This is a genomic window from Nocardia pseudovaccinii NBRC 100343, from assembly GCF_001613225.1.
Taxonomy (GTDB): domain Bacteria; phylum Actinomycetota; class Actinomycetes; order Mycobacteriales; family Mycobacteriaceae; genus Nocardia; species Nocardia pseudovaccinii.
Window position 1 is genome coordinate 1 of the sequence record NZ_BDBY01000254.1, and the last position, 16279, is coordinate 16279.

Sequence of the window (16279 nt, forward strand, 5' to 3'; positions counted from 1 at the left end):
TTCGCGCCGGAGTCCGCGCCGCTGCCGATGCCCCCGCGGCCGGACGGTCCGGCGCGCGGCGCCCATCCCGAGCCGCCGGATCAGCGAAGATCCGCACGACCGGACGGTCCGGCCGATGGCGGTCTGCCCGCCTGGTCGGTGCGAAGACATGTACCGCCCAAGGGCAACGCGCCCGAATCCGAGAACATCCCCACCGCCGCGTGGTCGCTGGCCAGTCAGGATCAGCAGCTCGTCTCCGGCCAGACCGTGGCGGGCGACCTGCTGCGCGACGAAGTCGAACGCGCCGAGGCCGAGCGGGCGAACGGGCGCGCCGCCGAACGCAACGGGCGCGGGCGACGTGGCCGATCACAGCCCGCCGAGCCCGATGTGTACGACGGTCTGACCGATGTGTACGAACCGTTCCCGACCGGTGATGTTCTCGACGACGACGAGGATTTCGACGGCGACGATGTCGATTCGGATCATTCGTTCGCCTCCCGCCTGTCCTCGAGACGCGCGCGCTCGCGGGTCGCACGCAGGTCGGAGTACGACGCCAATCGCCGCCAGTGGATGATTCTCGGCGGTCAGAGCACCGGCGCCGCGGTCGCCGGAATGTTGCTCTTCAAGGGCTTCGAGCGCATGTGGGAAATGCTGCCCTGGGTGGCGCTGTGCCTGGCGATGATCGTGATCCTCGGTCTGGTGGCGCTGGTGCGAATACTGCGGCGCACCGATGACATCCTCAGCACGGTGATAGCCGTCGTCGTCGGCATCTTTGTCACCCTGGGACCGCTAGCCTTTCTACTCAGTACGAACTGAGCAGGGAGCAGGCTGTGGGGAACATCGGGCAGGCGGACGACACCAGAACGGCGAGCGTGGCCAGGGGGCGCGCTCCCGATCCCGACATGCGTGCCGAACCCGATTCCCCGGTCGAAGCGGCCGCTGGATCCGGCGGTCAGCAGATCCTCGTCGGTCTCTCGACGGCCTCGGTCTATCCGCAGAACACCGAGGCGGCCTTCCGATACGCGGCCGAAATCGGTTACGACGGTATCGAATTGATGGTCTGGGCCGAGCCTGCCAGCCAGAGCATCGCCGCCGTCCAGGCGTACTCGCGCAAATACGCTGTGCCGGTACTGGCGATCCACGCGCCGTGCCTGCTGATCTCGCAGCGGGTGTGGGGCTCGGATCCGGTGGCCAAACTCGAGCGCAGTGTGCGCACGGCCGAGGCGCTCGGCGCGGGCACCGTGGTGGTGCATCCGCCGTTCCGCTGGCAGCGCAGGTATGCGCAGGGCTTCGCCGATCAGGTGGCCGAGCTGGAGGAGCACAGCCACGTCATCGTCGCGGTGGAGAATATGTTCCCCATGCGCGCGGACACCCTCTTCGGCCGCAAAACCGGGTCGGCGAAGCGGCTGGAGCGCCGCGGCGGTCCCGGTCCCGGCCTGACCGCCTTCAGCCCGTCCTATGATCCGACCGATACCGGATTCCGGCACTACACCCTCGACATCTCACATACCGCGACCGCGGGCGCCGATCCGCTGGCGCTGGCCGCGCGGATGGGCACCGGCCTCGCGCACCTGCATCTCGCCGACGGCCGCGGTGCGGCGCACGACGAGCATCTGGTGCCGGGCGAGGGCACGCAGCCGTGTGTCGAGCTCTGCGCGGCACTGCTGCGCTCCGGTTTCGCCGGTCACGCGGTCGCCGAGATCAATACCCAGAATGCCCGTACCACCCAGGGCCGCACGGGCATGCTGAACCGCACGCTGGACTTCGCCAGAGCACACCTCAACGCACCCGCTCCCGCCCCGACGCACGCCAGCCAGGTGTGACGCCGCACCGATCTGCTGGCAGAGGGGAATTCGAACCCCGAATCGTTTCGTTCTACGCTGTACGAACGCCGCGTCCCGCCGACGCGGCCGACCGACGACAGGAGTGACGATGCCGGAGCTGACCGCCGATCTCGAGCAGGCCATCACGACGGACGCACCCTTCAGCCGGGTGTGCACACTGACCGAACTGCTGTCGGCCAACCCGGATACCGGCCGCTACCTGGGCATCATCGACAAAATCTGGACCATCGGGCCGAAGGTGCACGGCGGCACCATGGTCGCGACCAGCGCGGCCGCGGCCACCCGCTGGCTGCGCGCCTCCGATCCGGCCCTGGTGGCCATGGCGCCCATCGCGGCGAGCTCCGATTTCCTCGGTGCACCGGAGCCGGGCGAGGTCGAATACGAGGTGCACATCCGCAAGGTCGGTCGCCAGATCTGCCTGGTCGATGTGAACCTGATCCAGAGCGGGCGCACGCTGGTCCGCACCGCGTTCACCTTCGGTCATCTCGACGATGCCGATCCGATCTACGCGCAGCGGCATGCGGAAATGCCGATCGAACCGCCCGCCGACGCGGTCGGCTACCGGGATTCGTCGATGGGCAAGGTCGTCCATGTGGCGCGCGGCGCCGAACTGTTCATCGACCGCGAGTGGGCCCGATTCCTCGACGGTGCGAAAGGTGAACCGCGCCTGCGTCTTTGGATGCGCCCGTTCGAGGGCGACCAGCAGGATCCGGATATCGCCATGTACTTCGCGATCATGTCCGCCGATATGAGCCCGCCGGTCCCGGCGAACCTCGGCCAGACCGGTTGGGCCCCGACCGTTCAGATGACCACCTATCTGCGCCGCCGCCCGGCCCCCGGTTGGCTGCGAATCATCGCGACCAGCCACGAGATCGGCGAGCGCATGTTCGACGAGGACCAGCTGATTCTCGACTCCACCGGTGCGGTGGTTGCGCAGAGCCGTCAGCTCGCGCTGGTGCCGCAGCGGCGATAGGACCACTGGCTCTTGCCCAGCGCCGAGCCGATATGGTCGCGCGACTAGCCTTAAGGCCCATGACGAGAGTTGCGGTGATCGGTGGCGGTCGCATCGGGGAGGCGTTGATCGCCGGATTGCTCGAATCCGGACGGGCGGCGAAGGATCTGGTCGTCGTGGAGACGCATGCCGATCGGGCCGAACTCATCGGCGACCGCTTCGGCGTGCGGGTCACCGATTCGATCGCGGACGCGATCGTCGGTGCGGATGTCCTGGTCATCGCGGTCAAGCCGGGTGATGTGGATACGGTCATGACCCAGCTCGGCAAGGCCGAACTCGATGCCGATCGGGATCAGATCGTGGTGTCGCTGGCGGCAGGTGTGCCGACGGCGCGCCTGGAGAACAAGCTGCCCGCCGGTTTCCCGGTGGTGCGGGTGATGCCGAATACCCCGATGCTGGTCGGCCAGGGCATGAGCGTGCTCGCGCCGGGCCGCTATGCCCGGCCGGAACAGCTGGCCCAGGTGACCGAGTTGCTCGCCGCGGTCGGCAAGGTGGCGACCGTGACCGAGGCGCAGATGGATGCGGTGACCGCGGTCTCGGGTTCCGGACCCGCGTACTTCTTCCTGGTGGTCGAGGCCATGGTCGATGCCGGTGTCGGGCTCGGCCTGACCCGCGATGTCGCCACCGAACTCGTGGTGCAGACCATGCTCGGCTCGGCCGCCCTGCTCGAGAGCTCCGGGCAGACCGCTGCCGAGCTGCGTGCCGCCGTTACCTCGCCCGCGGGTACGACTGCCGCCGCGGTGCGTGAATTGGAGCGTGGCGGGGTGCGTTCGGCCTTCCTCGAGGCACTGCACGCGGCGAAGCAACGATCCGTCGAACAGGGTGCCAACGACGGTGCGGGCGGCAGCGCTTCCTGAGGTGTCTCGGGTGGGAGTTGATCAAACACCGCGCGTCTACGGGGTGACCGGTCGGTTCCCTGCGTGTAAACCTGATTTCTCACACCCGTCGCAGTAATCCCACTGGTCCCGCTAAGCTTCAAGGAGCACGTGCGTGTCTGTTCCGCCGGTGGGGAAGCTGGCGGCGCGGACGTGCCGGAGGTCAGTGGTGCCATGATGTCTAACAAGATGTCTGCGAATAGTTCAGGGACGTCGCCAGGAAGTTCCGGACCGTCGGGTGGCCGGGCTAATTCCCGGACCCAAGGCGGTTCGGGGACTCCGACGCAATCGGTGCTCGGCGGAGGTACTCAGTTCCTCACCGTCGCCGAGGTCGCGAATCTCATGCGAGTGTCCAAGATGACGGTCTATCGGCTGGTGCACTCCGGTGAGTTGCCCGCCGTACGGGTCGGTCGTTCGTTCCGGGTGCATGCCAAGGCGGTGCACGACTATTTGGAGACGTCCTACTTCGACGCTGGATGAGGCGGTTTCATCAGTTTGACGGTGTCCCGGTAGGATGAACCCTCGGTTCGTGTGCGCCTGCCGGCGGCACCGCTTTGTGGTGTCCGGTGCCAGCTGGCGGCGCGGACACTGAAATAGGCGTACGTGAGTGGCGTGCGCGCCGAGTAGAGAGAACGCGAGGACAACCCTATGGGTTCTGTGATCAAGAAGCGCCGCAAGCGCATGTCGAAGAAGAAGCACCGCAAGCTGCTTCGCCGCACGCGTGTTCAGCGGCGCAAACTCGGCAAGTGATTCGCTGCGCGTTAGCTGGGAGGTCCGTCACCGATTGGTGGCGGGCTTTTCTTTTTGAAACAGCGAATTTTGAAAGTTGCTCATGTATCGGGTGACTGAAGTCATCGTTAGATCCTGGTTAATACCCTCTGCGCATCGGAGTCGACCGGTTACTCTGGTACCGCAGCAAATGGAATTGGGGGGCTGTCACAGTTGGGATCCGGTGCGGTGGGTTCTGAAATACGGGATGGACATACACCCAAGGTGGTGATGGTGACCGGTGCCAGCCGATTCTTCGGCGGCAATGTGGTCGCGCGTTTGGCCCAGGATCAGACCGTCGAGCACATCCTGGCCGTCGACACCATGACCCCGAGTCGTGAACTGCAACGACGCATGGGCCGCGCCGAATTCGTTCGCGCCGATATTCGAAATCCCTTGATTCGCAAGGTGATCGGCGGCAATGAGGTCGATACCGTCGTGCACGCCGCGATGCTCACGCATCCACCGGCCGGTGGTGGCCGGGCGGTGATGAAGGATCTCAACGTGCTCGGCGCCATGCAGCTGCTCGCGGTCTGTCAGAAATCGCCTTCGGTGCGGCGCGTGGTGGTCCGCTCGACCTCCGCGGTCTACGGATGCAGTGCGAAGGATCCCGCGAAATTCACCGAAGAAATGAGCGCGCGAACCCCACCGAGTGGTTGGTTTGCTCGCGACATGATCGAAATCGAAGGATTCGTCCGCGGACTCGCGCGGCGGCGTCCCGATATCGCCGCTTCGATTTTGCGTTTGGCGCCCATTGTCGGCCCGCGGTTGGCCCGGCGCGGTGTGCAGTATCTGCGTTCGCCGGTCGCTCCGACCGTTCTCGGCCGCGATGCCAGGCTGCAGTTGCTGCACGAGGAGGACGCCATCGCCGCGATGGCGCACGCGGCACGGCAGGCACCCGGTGGCACCTACAACATCGCCGGGGACGGCGCACTGGTGTTATCGCAGGCGATCCGGCGCGCGGGCCGGATCGAGCTGCCGATCCCGTGGTCGGTCTTCCGCACCGCGGGCCGCGCGATCATGGGCCCGATCATGCGGGACTTCACCAGTGAGCAGATCGACTATTTCCACTTCGGCTGTGGCCTCGACACCACCCGTATGCGCACCGAACTCGGTTTCGTCCCGCGCTGGACGACGGTGCAGGCATTCGACGACTTCATCGGGGGCGCAGCGTCGCGGCCCGTCATCGATCCAGCGTGGATCGATGCCGCAGAACATAAACTGCTCGGCCTGCTCGGGGCCGCTACGGGAGCACATACATGAATGACGTAGCGAAGGTCATCCAACTCCACGATCTGAATATCGAAACCCGTCAGCGGAACACGCCGCGGCGCTGGCCGGAGCCGGTGGGCGGCGAGGTCGCGCCGAGCCAGGTGGTGACGTCGCTGACCGAACGTCTCGCGGCCGCCGAACCCCCGGCGCCGCATTCGGTGTCGGACATGCTGCGCGGCGCCATCGGCAAGCAGGTCCGCACCACCGCGGATTTCCTGCGCCGTCGGGTCACCGGCGACTATCAGGTCGACGAATTCGGCTTCGACGAGCATCTGCTCGAATCGTTGATCCTGCCCGCGCTGCGCCCGCTCTCAGATTATTGGTTCCGTGTGCAGGTCAACGGGATCGAGAACATTCCGGAGGCCGGCGGCGCGCTGATCGTCGCCAACCATGCGGGCACCATCCCGCTCGACGGTCTGATGCTGCAACTGGCGATCCACGACCGGCATCCGAAGGAACGCGCGCTACGCCTGCTAGCCGCCGATCTCCTCTTCGAGACGCCGGTGCTCGGCGTGCTCGCCCGCAAGGCCGGGCACACCCTGGCCTGCCATCCGGATGCCGAAAGGCTTTTGCGCGCAGGCGAATTGACCGGTGTGTTCCCGGAGGGCTTCAAGGGCGTCGGCAAGCAGTTCACCGACCGCTACAAGCTGCAGCGCTTCGGTCGCGGCGGATTCGTCGCGGCGGCGGTGCGCACCGGCACGCCGATCATTCCGTGCTCGATCGTCGGCTCGGAGGAGATCTATCCGAAGCTGGCCGATATCAAGCCGCTCGCCCGGCTGCTCAATGTGCCGTATTTCCCGGTGACGCCGCTGTTCCCGCATCTGGGTCCGCTCGGTGCGTTGCCACTGCCGTCGAAGTGGTACATCGAATTCGGTGAGCCCATCGCGACCACCGGCTATGAGGCCGAGGACGCGGACGATCCGATGACCATGTTCGAGGTCACCGACCAGGTCCGCGAAACCATTCAGCAGACTCTCTACAAACTGCTCACCAAGCGCCGCAACCCGTTCACGGGCTAATGCTCGCGGCGGCGGGTGACCGCCGCGGCGACCGCGCCGCCGGCGGCGCCGAGTGCCAGCGCGGTCGGCACGCCGATCTTGGCTGCCTTGCGTCCGGTGCGGAAATCACGGATCTCCCAGCCGCGATTCTTCGCCACCTCACGTAGGTCCGAATCCGGATTGATCGCCACCGCGGTGCCGACCAGCGACAGCATCGGCACATCGTTGTGGCTGTCGGAGTAAGCCGTACAACGCTTGAGGTTCAAGCCTTCTCGGACCGCCAGCGTGCGCACCGCATGTGCCTTGCCGAGCCCGTGCAGGATGTCGCCGACCAATCGCCCGGTGAACTTTCCGTCGACGCTCTCGGCGACCGTGCCGAGCGCGCCGGTGAGCCCGAGCCGCTTCGCGATCACCTGTGCCAGCTCGACCGGCGTCGCGGTCACCAGCCATACCTGCTGTCCGGCGTCCAGGTGCATCTGCGCCAAAGCCCTTGTGCCGGGCCAGATCTTGTCGGCGATGATCTCGTCGTAGATCTCCTCGCCGAGGGCGGCCAGTTCGGCGGTCGGGCGGCCCGCGATGAATGCCAGCGCCTTCTCCCGGCCCGCGGCCATATCGGTGCTGTTCTCCTTGCCGGTGACCCGGAACTTCACCTGCTTCCAGGCGACGTCCACCAGATCGGAGGTCTTGAAGTATTTGCGCGCGGCCAAGCCGCGGGCGAAATGCACGATCGACGCACCCTGCACCATGGTGTTGTCGACATCGAAGAATGCGGCCGCGGTCAGGTCCCGCGGCACCTCGGGCCCGATGGCCTCGATATCGGCTTCGGCGAGTTCGGCATCGTGCAGCGACAGCGCCGCCTCGGCACTGGCCTCACCGGCCAGATTGGCCCGCAGCTCTTCCTCGCTCGGGCCGAAGGGGCTGCGGGAGATGCGCGCGAGCTGGTCCTGCAGACCCTGGCCGAGTCGGCCCTGATTCCACCGCACCGGAAACTCACCGAATCGTCCCGCGATGAAACCTGCCCTTGCCACCTTCGATCGTTCCGGCACCAGTACCTCCGCCCGTCGCGCGAACCACAACCACATTAGCTGGCCGCGGTGACAGTTAAGGCACTACCGCGCGCTCCGATCGGGGCGTGGCGAGGGGATTTAATATCGGCCATGACCAATCCCACACATTCGGTGACGCTGCTGACGAGATCGGGCTGCGGGCTCTGCGTCACCGCGTTCGAGCAACTCCGGGCGATCTGCGCCGATTTCGACATCGAGCCGTCGACCGTCGACGTCGACGAAGCCGCCGGAACCGACCCTGGCCTGCGCGCGGAGTACGGCGACCGGCTTCCCGTCGTGCTTTTGGACGGGCGTGAGCACAGCTATTTCGATGTCGACGAGCCCCGATTGCGGGCCGACTTGACTCGCTGAGCGATAGCTGATCCGGCCCGATTCCGCCGCGCTGCTGGTCGCGGCGGAAAATGAGGCCAAATTCACCGACTTTGTGAAGGGGTGCACAAGCGGTTACGGTGGTGGCACGCGACCCGCTCGCCGAGGCTGCGGATCCACCGCGTAATGAACCCAGCATTCCGAATACTTCGACCATGGCACCGGACCGCCCCGGGCACGAGGTCGAACGACGAACCGGACCTCGCCGGAGGCCGGAACGAGGAGCCGACGACGTGACAGAGCAGCATGAGGCGCCGAGTGGCGTCTCCGGCAGGGCTCTGCAGAAGGACATCCCCCAAGCCACCGTGGCGCGGCTGGCCACCTATCTCCGGGTCCTGGCCATGTTGGCCGACGACGGTGTTGCCATCGTATCGAGTGAGGAACTGGCTGTCGCGGCGGGTGTCAATTCGGCCAAGTTGCGCAAGGACCTTTCCTTCCTCGGCCCCAACGGTGTTCGGGGTGTCGGCTATGACGTCGCCAAGTTGCGCACCAGGATCGAGGATGTGCTCGGGCTCTCGCAGGGACATCGGGTGGTACTGGTCGGCGCCGGAAATCTGGGCCGGGCCCTGGTGGGCTACGGCGGGTTCCGGCGGCGCGGATTCACCGTGGTCGGCATGTTCGACAGCCATCCCGAGGTGATCGGCCGGTCGGTCGCCGGTCTGGTGGTGCGCGATGTCGCTGATCTGGCCCCGGCCATCGACGCCTTGAAGCCGACCATCGCGGTGATCACCGTGCCCGACGACGCGGCACAGGACGTTTGCGATCTGCTGGTCGCCTCCGGGCTGCAGTCGATTCTGAGCTTTGCTCCCTGTGAGCTGACCGCACCGGAGACGGTGGAGGTGCGCCGGGTCGATCTGGCGGTCGAGTTGCAGATGCTGTCCTTCGAGACCGCACGCAACGCGCCGCCGCTGCCCGAGGTCGCACACGCCGTTTCCGGCCGCATCGCCCACCGCGCGCCCGCGCACACTGCTGCCGGGCATCCGGCGCTCAAGCACTCGACATCCTCGCATTCGGCAACGGAGCCATCCAGCAAGGGATCGGTGGTCACACCATGAGTGAGCGTAGCGAACGAATCATGTGCCAGCGCGCAATGCGCATGACGCAGCCGAGCGCCAGCGAGGCGGAGTCATGAGCATTCTGCTAGTCGGGATTTCGCATCGCAGCGCGCCCGTCTCGATTCTGGAGAAGGTCGCGATCACCGATGCGGACCGGCCGAAACTGATCGATCGAATGCTCACCTCCAGCCATGTGTCCGAGGCGATGATCGTCTCCACCTGCAACCGCGTCGAGGTCTACGCCGTGGTGGACGCCTTCCACGGCGGTCTGGCCGAAGTCGGCGATTTGCTGACCAAACATTCCGGCCTTCCGCTGCCGGATCTGACCAAGCACGCCTACGTCCGCTACAGCGAGGCCGCCGCCGAACACCTGTTCGCGGTGGCCAGCGGCCTGGACTCGATGGTGATCGGCGAGCAGCAGGTGCTCAGCCAGATCCGCGGCGCCTACGCTTCCGCCGACGCTCAGCAGGCGGTCGGGCGGACCCTGCACGAACTCGCGCAGCACGCACTGCGCGTCGGCAAGCGGGTGCATTCGGAGACCGGTATCGATCGGGCCGGTGCGTCGGTGGTTTCGGTGGCGCTGGATCGGGCGCAGCATGTGCTCGGCCCGCTCGCCGGGCAGACCGCCGTCGTGCTGGGGGCCGGGGCGATGGGCGGGCTCGCGGTCGCGCACCTGTCGCGGGCGGGCATCGGCCGCATCATCGTGGTGAATCGCACGTCGGCCCGGGCCAAGCGGCTCGCCGCGACCGCGCGCAGTCACGGTGTCGAGGCTCATTCGATGGAACTGTCGCGCCTGACCGAGGCGATGGCGGCCGCGGATGTCGTCATCACCTGTACCGGGGCGGTCGGCGCGGTGGTGACGCTGGCCGATACCCATCGCGCACTCGCCGAACGCGAGCGCGCCAGCCAGGTGGAACGGCCGTTGGTGTTCTGCGATCTCGGTCTGCCGCGCGATGTCGAACACGCCGTAGCCGGACTGCCCGGCGTCACCGTCATCGATATCGAGACATTGCAGCGCGATCCGGCGGCCGGTGCGGCCGCCGACGATACCGCCGCCGCCCGCTCGATCGTTGCCGACGAACTCGCGAAATACCTTGCAGGTCAGCGCATGGCGGAAGTCACCCCGACCGTTGCCGCATTGCGGCAGCGCGCGGCCGAGGTGGTCGAGGCCGAGTTGCTGCGGCTGGATTCCCGGCTGCCCGGACTGGCTGACCCAGAACGTGACGAGGTGGCGCGCACCGTGCGTCGCGTGGTGGACAAGTTGCTCCACGCGCCGACGGTGCGCGTCAAACAGTTGGCCTCCACCCCGGGCGGGGATACCTACGCCGAGGCGCTGCGAGAGCTGTTCGAGCTCAAACCGGGTGCGGCGCAAGCAGTTGCGGCTCCGATGGAACTGAGTTCGATCAGCGACGAGCATACGGCGATTCGCTTCTTCGGCGATGTCGCGGTCGACTCGGAAGTGATCGTCGGCGGCAGCGAGATCGCACTGGCCGACGACTTCACCGCCGGACACCGCGGCGAAGAACAGGGGCAGACGGCATGACAGTTGTGCAGGAAGAGGAAAACGTGACCGCAGGCAGCGTTCGCGTGCCGTGGCGGATCGGCACCAGAGGCAGTTTGCTCGCCGTCACCCAGGCGGGCACCATCCGCGACAACCTGATCGCGGCCGGACACGATGCGGAGCTGGTGGTCGTCAAGACCGCGGGCGATCTGTCCTCGGATCCGGTGCAGCAGATCGGTGTCGGCGTCTTCACCTCGGCACTGCGCGACGAACTCGCCGCCGGAAATATCGATATCGCGGTGCATTCGTACAAAGACCTGCCGACCGCACAGGATCCGCGTTTCACCATCGCAGCCATCCCGCCCCGCGAGGATCCGCGCGACGCACTGGTGGCGCGCGACGGTCTGGTGCTCGGTGAACTTCCCGCCGGTGCCAAGGTCGGCACCTCCGCACCGCGCCGCGCGGCTCAGTTGCGTGCTCTCGGACTCGGCCTGGACATCGTGCCGCTACGTGGCAATCTCGACACCCGGCTGCGCAAGGTCAGCGAGGGCGAGTTGGACGCGGTCGTGGTGGCCAGGGCCGGACTGGCCAGAATCGGCCGGCTCGACGTGGTCACCGAGGCGCTGGAGCCGGTGCAGATGTTGCCCGCGCCCGCACAGGGTGCGTTGGCGGTCGAATGCCGCAGCGATGACAGCGAACTCATCGAGGCGCTGACCGAACTCGACGACGCCGCGACCCGTGCGTCCGTCATTGCCGAACGGTCGCTGCTGGCCGAACTGGAGGCGGGTTGCACCGTGCCGATCGGCGCGATAGCCGAGGTCGTCGAATCGCTCGACGATGACGGCAGAATTGTCGACGAACTCTCGCTGCGCGGTTGCGCGGCGGCCGTCGACGGCTCCGATGTATTGCGAGCCTCCGTGGTCGGCGCTCCCGAGCGCGCTGCGGAGCTCGGCCGCGAGTTGGCCCAGGAACTGCTCGATCTGGGCGCCCGCGAGTTGCTCAGCACGCCGGAAGCAGCGGTTAGTCCGCCCACTGACTTTTCCAATTCCAGCCCAATGGAGAACAGCCGATGAGCGAGCGAAGCGAGCGAATCTACAGCACAGCGCCTTCGGGTATGGCCGTGCCGAGCGCTAGCGAGGTGCGGGCCATGAGCGAGCGAAGCGAGCGAATCAACTACACAGCGCCCCCGGCGATGGCCGTGCCGAGCGCTAGCGAGGTACGGGCATGAGCCGAGCACACAAGAAGCATCCAGGACGGATCCTGTTTGTCGGGTCGGGGCCCGGCGACGCGGCACTGCTGACAGTGCGTGCGCGCGAGGTGCTGGGGCGGGCGACATTGGCATTCACCGATCCCGATGTCGACAAGGGCGTGCTCGCCCTGATCGGTATCGCGGTCGAGCCGGGCGAGGACGGTGAACGCCCCGTCGACGTGCGGCCCGCGCTCGGCGACCCCACCGAGGTGGCCAAGACGCTGATCGCCGAGGCCCGCGGTGGCCATGACGTGGTCCGGGTGGTCGCGGGTGATCCGCTGACGACCGATTCGGTGATCGCCGAGGTCAATGCGGTGACGCGCTCGCATATGGTCTTCGAGGTACTGCCGGGGCTGCCCAATGGTTCCGCGGTGCCGAGTTTCGCCGGTATCGCGCTCGGCTCCGGGCACACCGAGGCCGATGTGCGAGGTGAGGTCGACTGGGCCGCACTGGCCGCCGCGCCCGGCCCGCTGGTGCTGTCGGCGACCTCGGGTCATCTGGCCGAAACCGCGAGTGCGCTGGTCGAACACGGTATGGCGCCGCAGACCCCGGTCGCGGTGACGGTGCGCGGCACCACCCGCCAGCAGCGCACCATCGAGGCCACCCTGGCCACGCTCAACAGTGCGGCCTCCGAATTGGTCGGCCCGCTGGTGGTGACCATCGGCAAGGTGGTCGCGCAGCGGTCGAAGATGTCGTGGTGGGAGTCGCGGGCGCTGTACGGCTGGACCGTGCTGGTGCCGCGCACCAAGGAGCAGGCATCCGAGATGAGCGAGCGACTGGTCACCCACGGCGCCATCCCGATGGAGGTGCCGACCATCGCGGTCGAGCCGCCGCGCAGTCCGGCGCAGATGGAGCGCGCGGTCAAGGGGCTGGTCGACGGCCGCTACCAGTGGGTGGTATTCACCTCCACCAATGCGGTGCGCGCGGTGTGGGAGAAGTTCGCCGAATTCGGTTTGGACGCCCGGGCCTTCTCCGGTGTGAAGATCGCCTGCGTGGGCGAGGCCACCGCGGACAAGGTGCGCTCGTTCGGCATCAACCCGGAGCTGGTCCCGAGTGGCGAACAGTCCTCCGAGGGTCTGCTCGCCGACTTCCCGCCCTACGACGACGTTTTCGACCCGGTGAACCGAGTCCTGTTGCCGCGCGCGGACATCGCCACCGAAACCCTGGCCGAGGGTCTGCGCGACCGCGGCTGGGAAATCGATGACGTGACGGCCTACCGCACGGTGCGCGCCTCGCCGCCGCCCGCCGAGACCCGCGAGATGATCAAGACCGGTGGCTTCGACGCGGTGCTGTTCACCTCGTCCTCCACGGTCCGCAATCTCGTCGGTATCGCGGGTAAGCCGCACGCGCGCACCATCGTTGCGTGCATCGGCCCGAAGACCGCCGAGACGGCCATCGAATTCGGTCTGCGCGTGGATGTGCAGCCGGAGGTCGCCCAGGTCGGTCCGCTGGTGGAGGCGCTGGCCGAGCATGCGGCCCGCCTGCGCGCCGAGGGCCTGCTGCCCCCGCCGCGCAAGAAGAGCCGCCGCAGCCGCTAGATATCCGTTGGCCTACCCGGTTGGGCGGCGAGAATGCGTCGCTCCCTCGCCGCGCAACCGGGGCCGCCGCAACCGTCGAGCTCCGTTGATCAGCGGCTGTAGCGCATCAGGGTCCGCACCAAACGGCAGGTGGTGTCGGACGGCGGGCGGATATCGATGAGTTCGGCTGTGCGCCGGATCCTTTCGTTGCTGGCTTGGCTCGGCAGATAGATCCCGGAGTCCAGCAGGGCGATGGTCAGGCGCATCGCCTTGAGTCGCCGATTGTGCGAGATGTACCACTTGCGCGGCCGCCCGGCGGGCAGCGGCCGCTTCTGCAGCGGAACATAGGGCCGATCGATAACCTTCGACTTCGGTGCGGTACTGGGCACGGTGGCGTCCTCCCGTCGCAATCGGGAACCTGGCGCGATTCCCTCGAACACGCCTTCGATTTTACTCCTGCCCACCGACAAAAACGCCTGCCCACAAGGCCTTTCGTGCGCTGCGGGCAACCTCGCGGTAATCCGGGCAGTCCGTGTTCGCACGGCACTCCGGGCACCTGGTGCCCGGGTGCGAGAGGGAGCCAGGACCCGTGAAACGGCGCCCGGCTCGGTCGGCTCGTTGCGGTCAGAGTTCGTGGAGGAGTTCGAGCGCTTGGGGATGGCGTAGGGTGGCGGCGCGCTCGAGCCAGTAGTGGGCGTCCTTGTGCGCCTTGGCTTTTGCCGCGGCGGCCGCGGCCGGGTTGTCCGCGTGCACAGGTTGCTCTCGCAGGAATCGCGCGAGCTGGAACACCCGGCAGCCCGTCCTCGGCCGCGGGCAGGAACCACAGCTCGGCGGCGTCGAGATTGCCGCGCTCCAGATACAACGTGCCCAACTGCTGATCCGCCCCCGGACAACCCGCCGCGATCGCGAACTCGAGCCACCGAATCGCATCCGAGATCCGACCATCGGCCGCGAGCAATGCGCCGAGCCCTGCCATGGCCGGTCCGCTGCCTAGAGCGGCGGCACGGCGGAACCATTGCTCGGCCTCCGTCGTCTCACCGCCTCGGATAACCGCTGCGCCAACCGCACGATCACACCCGGATCTCCGCCGCGCGCCAGTCGCCGCAGACCGGCCCAATCGGTGCGTCGCGGCGGCGGTGTCGCGAATTCTGTCATCGCGTACTCCTAGAACACGACCGGCCATTCCCCACCATCATCCGCCCCCGCACCGAGCCCTTCGAGCGCTGGTAAATCCCCGGCGACCGCCGGGTGGCCCGCAGTGTCGCGCAGCGGGCTTATCGAATCCTCGAGACATCCTCAACTGGGACGACGGGCCCCTGATCCACTGGCGTACCCGCCGCTTGCGACTCGTATTCGGGCCGGGCGTATCGTGCGGTTATGACCGGATTGGACCGCCCGCGGCGGTTGCGCCGTACCCCCGCCCTGCGTCGTCTCGTGGCCGAAACAACTCTCGAGCCACGGCAATTGGTGCTGCCGATGTTCGTCGCCGACGGACTGGACGAGCCGCGCGAGATCGGCTCCATGCCGGGCGTGCTGCAGCATTCGATGGATTCGCTGCGCAAGGCGGCGGTCGAGGCGGTCACCGCGGGTGTGGGCGGGCTCATGCTCTTCGGTGTGCCGCGGCCCGAGGACAAGGACGCCACCGGCAGCAAGGCCAGCGATCCCGACGGCATTCTCAACCGTGGGCTGCGCGCGCTCGCCGACGAGGTCGGCGATTCGACGGTGGTCATGGCGGATACCTGTCTCGACGAATTCACCGATCACGGGCACTGCGGCGTGCTGTCCGCGGACGGTGCCGTCGATAACGACGCCACCCTGCACCGCTACGTGGAGATGGCGCTCGCGCAGGCCGAAGCCGGTGCGGATCTGCTCGGTACCAGCGGCATGATGGACGGTCAGGTCGGCGCGATCCGGCGCGGCCTGGACGCGGTCGGGCGCACCGATACCGGCATCCTCGCCTACGCGGCGAAGTACGCCTCGGCGTTCTACGGTCCGTTCCGCGAGGCGGTCGCCTCCTCGCTGGAAGGGGATCGGCGCAGTTACCAGCAGGATCCGGCGAACCGTCGCGAGGCGATCCGGGAACTGCAACTGGATCTGGCCGAGGGCGCGGACATCGTGATGGTCAAGCCCGCCATGTCGTATCTGGACATCCTGCGCGATGTCGCCGACCAATCGACGGTGCCGGTGGCCGCATATCAGATCTCGGGCGAATACGCGATGATCACCGCCGCCGCCCAGCGCGGCTGGATCGACCGCCGCGCCGCCATCCTGGAATCGCTGATCGGCATCCGCCGGGCCGGTGCGGATATGGTGCTCACCTACTGGGCGACCGAGGCCGCGCACTGGCTGTCGTGACGAATCCGCCCAGACCCGAGGCGCCGGGTTCGGAGTCCGGCGGTCCGAAGTCGGTCGAGTCGGAATCGGTCAGCCTGGAATCGCCCACAGCGCAGTCATCCTCCGAGCCGGAGGGTTCGAAGTCGCCGGATCGCGAGTCGGATGGGACCAAGTCGCCCGGTTCGAATCCGCAAGGGTCGGATACTGCCGGACCGAATCCCGCATCACTGCCGGAGGGCACACATCCAACCGAGGCGTATCCGCCTGGGTTGGAGGGCCCTGAGTCGGCCCGGGCGTGGCCGCGGGGAGCCGAGGCGCCCGAGACGGCTGATTCGAATCCGCACGGCGCAACTGCGGCGGGCGCGCATGCGCACGGCTCGGGTCCCGGGGGAGCGCATACCGACGGCCCTGGTGCAGCGGCCGCGCATCCGCCCGGCTC

Annotated in this window: 18 protein-coding genes and 1 pseudogene; 15 read left to right on the plus strand and 4 right to left on the minus strand. The window is 67.4% G+C overall.

Annotation, left to right across the window (positions count from 1 at the left end):
- From NP3_RS50785 to NP3_RS31640, 8 genes are all read left to right on the plus strand, one after another.
- On the plus strand, positions 1-795 hold a 795-nt coding region (locus NP3_RS50785), incomplete at its 5' end, for an Rv0497 family membrane protein (RefSeq protein ID WP_507762171.1).
- Between the two features lie 86 nt (positions 796-881).
- The gene (locus NP3_RS31615) at positions 882-1802 is read left to right on the plus strand and encodes a sugar phosphate isomerase/epimerase family protein (protein ID WP_063045336.1); all 921 of its coding nucleotides are present in this window, start codon (positions 882-884) and stop codon (positions 1800-1802) included.
- Positions 1803-1911: 109 nt separating this feature from the next.
- Positions 1912-2796, plus strand: coding sequence for a thioesterase family protein (locus NP3_RS31620; protein ID WP_084509251.1), 885 nt, complete (start codon positions 1912-1914; stop codon positions 2794-2796).
- A 59-nt stretch (positions 2797-2855) separates the two neighbouring features.
- On the plus strand, positions 2856-3692 hold the full coding sequence (gene proC / locus NP3_RS31625; protein ID WP_084509253.1) for a pyrroline-5-carboxylate reductase: 837 nt from the start codon (positions 2856-2858) through the stop codon (positions 3690-3692).
- 207 nt (positions 3693-3899) lie between these two features.
- Positions 3900-4190, plus strand: coding sequence for a helix-turn-helix domain-containing protein (locus tag NP3_RS50790; RefSeq protein WP_245721189.1), 291 nt, complete (start codon positions 3900-3902; stop codon positions 4188-4190).
- 168 nt (positions 4191-4358) lie between these two features.
- Positions 4359-4460: a 30S ribosomal protein bS22 gene (locus tag NP3_RS47185; RefSeq protein ID WP_003402602.1), complete on the plus strand. Its 102-nt coding sequence runs from the start codon at positions 4359-4361 to the stop codon at positions 4458-4460.
- 249 nt (positions 4461-4709) lie between these two features.
- The gene (locus NP3_RS31635) at positions 4710-5741 is read left to right on the plus strand and encodes an NAD-dependent epimerase/dehydratase family protein (RefSeq protein ID WP_174566288.1); all 1032 of its coding nucleotides are present in this window, start codon (positions 4710-4712) and stop codon (positions 5739-5741) included.
- On the plus strand, positions 5738-6769 hold the full coding sequence (locus NP3_RS31640) for a lysophospholipid acyltransferase family protein (protein ID WP_063045340.1): 1032 nt from the start codon (positions 5738-5740) through the stop codon (positions 6767-6769). The genes NP3_RS31635 and NP3_RS31640 overlap by 4 nt, the downstream gene beginning before the upstream one ends.
- On the opposite strand, the gene NP3_RS31645 is transcribed toward NP3_RS31640, so the two are convergent.
- Positions 6766-7776 carry an HAD family hydrolase gene (locus NP3_RS31645; protein ID WP_157124690.1) on the minus strand — a complete coding sequence of 337 codons (1011 nt, stop codon included), beginning with the start codon at positions 7774-7776 and terminating at the stop codon, positions 6766-6768. The genes NP3_RS31640 and NP3_RS31645 overlap by 4 nt on opposite strands.
- A gap of 129 nt (positions 7777-7905) precedes the next feature.
- On the opposite strand from NP3_RS31645, the gene NP3_RS31650 reads away from it, so the two are divergent.
- The 5 genes from NP3_RS31650 (at position 7906) to NP3_RS31670 (ending at position 13527) form a co-directional block, all read left to right on the plus strand.
- Positions 7906-8166: a glutaredoxin family protein gene (locus tag NP3_RS31650; protein WP_063045342.1), complete on the plus strand. Its 261-nt coding sequence runs from the start codon at positions 7906-7908 to the stop codon at positions 8164-8166.
- A 251-nt stretch (positions 8167-8417) separates the two neighbouring features.
- Positions 8418-9239: a redox-sensing transcriptional repressor Rex gene (locus NP3_RS31655; protein ID WP_063045358.1), complete on the plus strand. Its 822-nt coding sequence runs from the start codon at positions 8418-8420 to the stop codon at positions 9237-9239.
- A 73-nt stretch (positions 9240-9312) separates the two neighbouring features.
- Complete coding sequence (locus NP3_RS31660; protein WP_063045344.1) at positions 9313-10782, plus strand: glutamyl-tRNA reductase; 1470 nt, start codon at positions 9313-9315, stop codon at positions 10780-10782.
- Positions 10779-11813, plus strand: coding sequence for a hydroxymethylbilane synthase (hemC, locus tag NP3_RS31665; RefSeq protein ID WP_063045346.1), 1035 nt, complete (start codon positions 10779-10781; stop codon positions 11811-11813). The genes NP3_RS31660 and hemC overlap by 4 nt, the downstream gene beginning before the upstream one ends.
- 151 nt (positions 11814-11964) lie before the next feature.
- Positions 11965-13527: a bifunctional uroporphyrinogen-III C-methyltransferase/uroporphyrinogen-III synthase gene (locus tag NP3_RS31670; protein WP_063045348.1), complete on the plus strand. Its 1563-nt coding sequence runs from the start codon at positions 11965-11967 to the stop codon at positions 13525-13527.
- Positions 13528-13616: 89 nt separating this feature from the next.
- On the opposite strand, the gene NP3_RS31675 is transcribed toward NP3_RS31670, so the two are convergent.
- The 3 genes from NP3_RS31675 to NP3_RS48370 form a co-directional block, all read right to left on the minus strand.
- Entirely contained in the window at positions 13617-13946 is a 330-nt protein-coding gene (locus tag NP3_RS31675) for a hypothetical protein (protein ID WP_245721190.1), read from the minus strand.
- Between the two features lie 184 nt (positions 13947-14130).
- On the minus strand, positions 14131-14295 hold the full coding sequence (locus tag NP3_RS48365) for a hypothetical protein (RefSeq protein WP_157124688.1): 165 nt from the start codon (positions 14293-14295) through the stop codon (positions 14131-14133).
- 201 nt (positions 14296-14496) lie between these two features.
- Positions 14497-14661, minus strand: coding sequence for a hypothetical protein (locus NP3_RS48370; RefSeq protein WP_157124689.1), 165 nt, complete (start codon positions 14659-14661; stop codon positions 14497-14499).
- Positions 14662-14883: 222 nt separating this feature from the next.
- On the opposite strand from NP3_RS48370, the gene hemB reads away from it, so the two are divergent.
- Positions 14884-15861 carry a porphobilinogen synthase gene (hemB, locus tag NP3_RS31680; RefSeq protein WP_063045350.1) on the plus strand — a complete coding sequence of 326 codons (978 nt, stop codon included), beginning with the start codon at positions 14884-14886 and terminating at the stop codon, positions 15859-15861.
- A pseudogene (locus tag NP3_RS49990) lies at positions 15858-16279 on the plus strand (hypothetical protein); the annotation flags it as partial. The gene hemB and the pseudogene NP3_RS49990, both read left to right, overlap by 4 nt.

Coding starts and splice junctions, on each gene's coding strand:
- NP3_RS31615 (WP_063045336.1), top strand. CDS start 882: ATGCGTGCCGAACCCGATTCCCCGGTCGAAGCGGCCGCTGGATCCGGC.
- NP3_RS31620 (WP_084509251.1), top strand. CDS start 1,912: ATGCCGGAGCTGACCGCCGATCTCGAGCAGGCCATCACGACGGACGCA.
- proC (WP_084509253.1), top strand. CDS start 2,856: ATGACGAGAGTTGCGGTGATCGGTGGCGGTCGCATCGGGGAGGCGTTG.
- NP3_RS50790 (WP_245721189.1), top strand. CDS start 3,900: ATGTCTGCGAATAGTTCAGGGACGTCGCCAGGAAGTTCCGGACCGTCG.
- NP3_RS47185 (WP_003402602.1), top strand. CDS start 4,359: ATGGGTTCTGTGATCAAGAAGCGCCGCAAGCGCATGTCGAAGAAGAAG.
- NP3_RS31635 (WP_174566288.1), top strand. CDS start 4,710: ATGGTGACCGGTGCCAGCCGATTCTTCGGCGGCAATGTGGTCGCGCGT.
- NP3_RS31640 (WP_063045340.1), top strand. CDS start 5,738: ATGAATGACGTAGCGAAGGTCATCCAACTCCACGATCTGAATATCGAA.
- NP3_RS31650 (WP_063045342.1), top strand. CDS start 7,906: ATGACCAATCCCACACATTCGGTGACGCTGCTGACGAGATCGGGCTGC.
- NP3_RS31660 (WP_063045344.1), top strand. CDS start 9,313: ATGAGCATTCTGCTAGTCGGGATTTCGCATCGCAGCGCGCCCGTCTCG.
- hemC (WP_063045346.1), top strand. CDS start 10,779: ATGACAGTTGTGCAGGAAGAGGAAAACGTGACCGCAGGCAGCGTTCGC.
- NP3_RS31670 (WP_063045348.1), top strand. CDS start 11,965: ATGAGCCGAGCACACAAGAAGCATCCAGGACGGATCCTGTTTGTCGGG.
- NP3_RS48370 (WP_157124689.1), bottom strand. CDS start 14,661: ATGACAGAATTCGCGACACCGCCGCCGCGACGCACCGATTGGGCCGGT.
- hemB (WP_063045350.1), top strand. CDS start 14,884: ATGACCGGATTGGACCGCCCGCGGCGGTTGCGCCGTACCCCCGCCCTG.